A 5,086-nucleotide genomic window follows, 5' to 3' on the forward strand; every position below is an offset into this window, starting at 1 on the left:
TCCGTCCGATGCCCAGGCAGTGCTCGACTCAGAAACGCTCAAGGCGATCGAACACGCCAAGGCCGACCCGCGCGCGAGACGCGCGTGAACTCGTTTCGCTGTACGCCGCACTGCTCTCGCATGGCACGGATCTCGATGCGAAGAGCGTTGCTGCGATGATTCCGCGATTAAGGTCAAGAAGGCGGGGTGAGTGCCGCCTCGAACCGACTGGGCAGCGGGCAGAGTTGTGAACTGTCGCAACGCGCGACACAAGACGCTGTCTCACCTGATTGCGGGACTGTGCGCGACCTATCCGATTGGCGCGGTGGCTAGGCAAAGTGATATCGCGCCTAGTTGGCCCGCCGCAACGCAATTCACTCGCTGGTTGTAAAACGGGAACGGTTGAATGGCGGGGTGTTACCCAGGAATCTCCCCGACGATGAGTGGCGAACAATGAACATACGAACACTGATCACCCTTGTGGGCCTGATTCCCATGCCTGCTGCGCTTGCGGTAGGGCCCCAGAAATGCACGATCGAGGGGCACTTCGCTCGCTTTGTAGGGAACGCTCAGGAACATCTGTTTGTGAATGGCGACTGGGCCTTTATGCGGGTCTACGCCTCGATCGACCCGTCCGACCGGCTTGATGACCGGAATCACCGCCAAATCCGGGCGCAGAGTTTTCGGGTTGTGGTGACCGACCTTCCCAATGAGGAGCTGTACCACTTCGATCTCATTGACCAACAGGGCGAGGTGGCATTCCCGGGAATTTCCTATGCCTGTGATCCAGGCGATCACTTCGACCAAGCAACCACGGGACACTGGCGACGGCTGCCAATGGGCGGCAATCCGTCGAAATCGAAGCTGCAGCTCGATCGATGGGACCCGGCGAACAACCGATGAGTCGCGGTGGGCCCCGCATACCTACTGGAGGCCGGCTCCCTGCTCAATGCGAAAAGCGCCGCCAGCGGGGACGTCCAGGCGCAGGGGGATGTCCGCGCTTCGGTCGATCCGCGCGAAGTCCCAGCAGCCTATGGGCGCAGCCGGTCTAAGTAAGGTACGCGACGTTTCTAACGCACATTGCTTGCACTGGTTGGGGCGGGAGGCGGCAGCGCGCCATCCCATCATTCTTTCAACATAACTTTTATGCGACGAAACTTGCTTGTAGCGGCTAAGCGGTAATGTCCGATTCTAGCGAGCGGCTGGAGATCACCGATTGGCAATTCTGACGGCTGCTCAGCGATACAGGCAGGAAAGGTCCGTCCGGGCTGGTCTCCCGCCGATTGAGGCGCGCGGCCGGTCTTGGAGGGCTGCTGAAAGCAACGCGCACGCGGGTTCTGTCGCAGTAAGCATCCGGTAGAATTTGGCGATATTGAATTCGGTGCAGTGATACGGGCATGAATCCGGAAGTCGCGAAGGTCTTGAAGCGCCTACACTATCCGCCGGACGTGATGCTGACCTGCGTGCGCTGGTATGTGGCCTACCCGCCCAGCCTGCGTCACCTTGAGCAGATGATGGCCGAGCGCGGCATCGCAGTAGATCATTCAACCGTGCACCGCTGGGCGATCAAACTACTGCCGGCACTGCACAAGGTGTTCCGCCGACGAAAGCGGCCAGTGGGCAAGAGTTGGCGCATGGACGAGACCTATCTCAAGGTCCGAGGCGAGTGGAAATATCTCTATCGCGCGGTGGACAAGCGCGGCGATACCGTTGATTTTCTGTTGCGTGCCAGCCGGGACCACGCCGCCGCACGGCGCTTCTTCGACAAGGCGATTGACCAGAACGGCACCCCCGATACGGTGACCATCGATGGCAGCACCGCCAACCTGGCCGCGCTGCATGACATCAACTCCAAACGGGAGGCACCCATCGTCATTCGGCAGGTCAAATACCTGAACAACATCGTCGAGCAGGATCATCGGGCCATCAAGCGCGTCACTCGGCCGATGCTGGGATTCAAGGATTTCCGCTGCGCCAGCATCCTTCTCGGCGGCATCGAACTGATGCACATGATCGCCAAGGGTCTACGCGCTGGCCGCATCAGCAAAACCACTCCCGCCGAGTTCGGCCGCCTACGCGCCCTTATCGCGACAATTCCGCCCTTCGCCATGAGGGAGCGCGTTGGCTATACTCACCTAAGGAACTTGCGGACGATGAAGATAGCAGCACCAAGTCCCCCTGTGGCGCCACTAAGGCGGCAATGGCATTCTCCAGTTCGAGAGAACAGGCGTCACCGAACCCGCAGACCCAAAGACAGAGTGCTCATCCGCAACAGAGGCGAGCCTACCCATGACTGCAAAAGAATCCTTTCAGTCCCTTCGGTCGCACATCCTGTCTCTTGAAGACGAATTCACTGAGTGCCGTATCGTTGCCGTAGCCATCGCCAACGAGAACAATTGCTTCGCTCTGCGTCGCGTTGTTCTTGACAAGCATGGCACCATTTGGCTCGTCGGTTCGCCTACTTCGAGTAGTCACACCATCTCTGCTGCATGGAGTCATACCACCTACCAGTTTTGCGTCCAACCATCCACCGATGAAGTCCAGAAGGTCCAGTTTCTTGATCAGTCGGGCGCTCTCAAAAGTATCCTATAAGCATAAGGACTCGCGGGTTGCGGTCTGGCCCCTGACTGTATAAGGATGTGGTACCCGGTCCCGGAACGAGAAAGGCTGGGGAGCCGTGTCGAGCGGGATTTCCGTTAGCATCCCGACTACACAACGTGCCCAAGCAACGCCTCCTGGATGGCTCGTAGTGCCACTAAAATGTCTTTCCCGTCAAGGCTAACGTAGTGCCTATGCAGAACGTCGAAGCGCTTCGCGGTATCGCGTATCAAACCTGAGGCTTGTCCGCCACTCACCAGCAGGATGCAAGCCACCACGTCTGCGTTGGACGGACGAGGAGCCAACAATGAAACTGATTGAGCCGGACGAACATCGGGCATTCCTTGCTGCCCTGCAGCATAACGGTCTGGCAGAAGATGATTTCGAGCTTGCCGAAACCGATACGACGGACCCAAAGGGCGACGAAAACTTTGGTCTGCAGGGCTATGTCGCAGTAACCAGACGATCAACTCGAGTTACGCGGGAATACCCCATCGGCTACGAGACAGATTGGGTGCAGCGCTTCAGCAAAGATCTGGGAGCCTGCGCATTCGATAAGCTGGAATGAGATACCCCAGGCCATGAGGCGCGGGGGTAGGAAAGCCCGCCACCTGGCAGATAGGGATATTAGCCGGGAAGGCAGCCAAACTCGAAGGTGGTTGGAGCGTGCCCGAAGCCGGCAGAAGCATACTGCACATTGTCAGTGGAGATAGAACCATGAGGGCGCAGATTGATGAAGGCACCCTGGAAATCTGGGGAGAGAACCCGACGGAAACCTGGGCGTTGGGCAGGTGGCATAAAGAACACCGAATCAGTGCTGGCACGGTCAGTATCTACCCGGTCTCGCCAGAGATAGAACATAAGCCGCTACTCGGGAGCATGGAAGGGCTGGTAGTGGACGCCCACGACCAAGAGACGGATATGCTCACGGTTAGCCACCGTCCCAATGGTCTTTTAGTGGATGCGATTGACTTGGCGCCGTTTCAGATTGCGCGCATTGCACTATCGATGCTCCTGGGAAGAAATCCACTCTCTATCAAAGTGGGAGACGTTCTCGACTTTTATATCCATCCGCAGTTTGGTGAGTGGGTTGATGACTACAAGAAAGAGATGGAAACGCAAGCGACGAAGCGTTCGCTGACTTACCCGGGGTAGTCGCGAGCGGAAGACTCCGCAGTCATCCTTGACCTTGCCCCGTTTCCATTCACGGCAAGCCATGCTGGGCGGCGACAATCATTTTGTCCGGTCGTGTTGCCTCACTAAGGAATGTTACCCGACGATTTGTTGTCGTTTTGCCTTCTTCTTCATCTCTTTGTTCATGGCTTGCCGGGCGCGAAGCGCCCGGCCCCCTCGATCTTCATATTTTTTGCGACGGTTTTTACACTTCAGTCGGCATGACGGCGGACTTGTGCAGGCCGCCCAGGACCATTTCTTTCGCGCGCTCGACGCGCCACGCCTTGACTCGGCGCTGCAACGTCCGCAGTTGTGCCTTGCTGGCATACGCGTCCGGAACCATCGCGGCCAACCGATTCATCAATTCGGTGGCCGACGCAGAGGGCTCGGCAACCAACCACCCTTCGACAAGCGGCCACGCGTCGGCGAACGGATCCACCCGACTCCTCCACCAGTGCTTTGCGGTGGGCCGCTTGCGATGCGTTGGACGCGCCTCCCCGTCTATCCACGCCGAAGACAGGCTCGCGAGGAAGACGGCAACGTCTGATTCGCCCGCTGGCGCCGCTTCGGTACGCACGCCGTGGGCCGCGATGTCGCTCAACGTCTGCTGAGCAAGCCGGATCTCTTGCAGCAGCCGCACAGGATCCAGGCTTTTAAACTGCGCTGTCAGTTTCTCTTTGATCGAAGGCTCAACGCTACCGTGGGCCAGAAGCCGATCGCATGGCGTGGCTGGTGCGAAGTAGACCTTGTGCACACGCGCGCCGTCGCGCGTCTTCGACTTCAACTTGAACGAAGGTTGGAAGAAGTTGATGTACAGCCGCGATGACGCATACAACTGCGCCAGGGCGTTCGTGGCATCGGCGCCGCTCAGGCGCCCAAAGCCGACCAACCGCCGCACCACGGCGCCATTCTTCTGCTCAACCCAGGCCTGATCGTTCTTCTTGTAGGCCCGCGAGCGGGTCTGCTCAAGGCGACGTCCCTTGCAGTAGTCGTAGACACTCTGGTTCATGAAGGCGCCGTCGTTATCCGAGTCCACTCCAAGCATCGCGAATGGCAGATCGGCAGCCACTTTGTCGAACCCTTCGATTACCAGCATCTGGTTGCGCGTCCTCATGGCCACGCATTCTGTCCAGCCGCTGGCGATGTCGGTCAACGTGAGGGTGTGGACGAAGTCACCGTCGGTCTTCGGGCCACCACAGTGTTCGACCATGTCGATCTCGAAGTAGCCGGGTGGCGGATCGCGCCAGTCGGCGAAGGTGCGTACCGGGATGCTGCGTCGGATGGCCGAGCCGACGCCTTTGCGGCGTTTGCGCTGCCCGTCGATGTGTGAACGCGT

General features: G+C 58.9%; 4 protein-coding genes and 1 pseudogene. 4 read left to right on the top strand and 1 reads right to left on the bottom strand.

Features of this window, described 5'->3' with window-relative positions:
* Positions 1 to 432: 432 nt before the first annotated feature.
* The 4 genes and pseudogenes from ACYP5B_RS08945 (at position 433) to ACYP5B_RS08960 (ending at position 3,732) form a co-directional block, all read left to right on the top strand.
* Entirely contained in the window at positions 433 to 882 is a 450-nt protein-coding gene (locus tag ACYP5B_RS08945; protein WP_459569343.1) for a hypothetical protein, read from the top strand.
* A gap of 494 nt (positions 883 to 1,376) precedes the next feature.
* A pseudogene (locus ACYP5B_RS08950) lies at positions 1,377 to 2,003 on the top strand (IS6 family transposase); the annotation flags it as partial.
* Positions 2,004 to 2,884: 881 nt separating this feature from the next.
* Positions 2,885 to 3,145, top strand: coding sequence for a transcriptional regulator (locus tag ACYP5B_RS08955; protein ID WP_400102579.1), 261 nt, complete (start codon positions 2,885 to 2,887; stop codon positions 3,143 to 3,145).
* A 149-nt stretch (positions 3,146 to 3,294) separates the two neighbouring features.
* Entirely contained in the window at positions 3,295 to 3,732 is a 438-nt protein-coding gene (locus tag ACYP5B_RS08960) for a hypothetical protein (protein ID WP_267601627.1), read from the top strand.
* 223 nt (positions 3,733 to 3,955) lie between these two features.
* Here the strand turns inward: ACYP5B_RS08960 and ACYP5B_RS08965 are convergent.
* A partial coding sequence (locus ACYP5B_RS08965) for an integrase catalytic domain-containing protein (protein WP_459569344.1) occupies positions 3,956 to 5,086 on the bottom strand: 1,131 nt, incomplete at its 5' end.

This window comes from Cupriavidus sp. 8B, assembly GCF_054589115.1.

Excerpts from the sequence above, each read along its gene's own strand:
- ACYP5B_RS08960 (WP_267601627.1), top strand. The coding sequence starts at position 3,295 with ATGAGGGCGCAGATTGATGAAGGCACCCTGGAAATCTGGGGAGAGAAC.
- ACYP5B_RS08955 (WP_400102579.1), top strand. The coding sequence starts at position 2,885 with ATGAAACTGATTGAGCCGGACGAACATCGGGCATTCCTTGCTGCCCTG.
- ACYP5B_RS08945 (WP_459569343.1), top strand. The coding sequence starts at position 433 with ATGAACATACGAACACTGATCACCCTTGTGGGCCTGATTCCCATGCCT.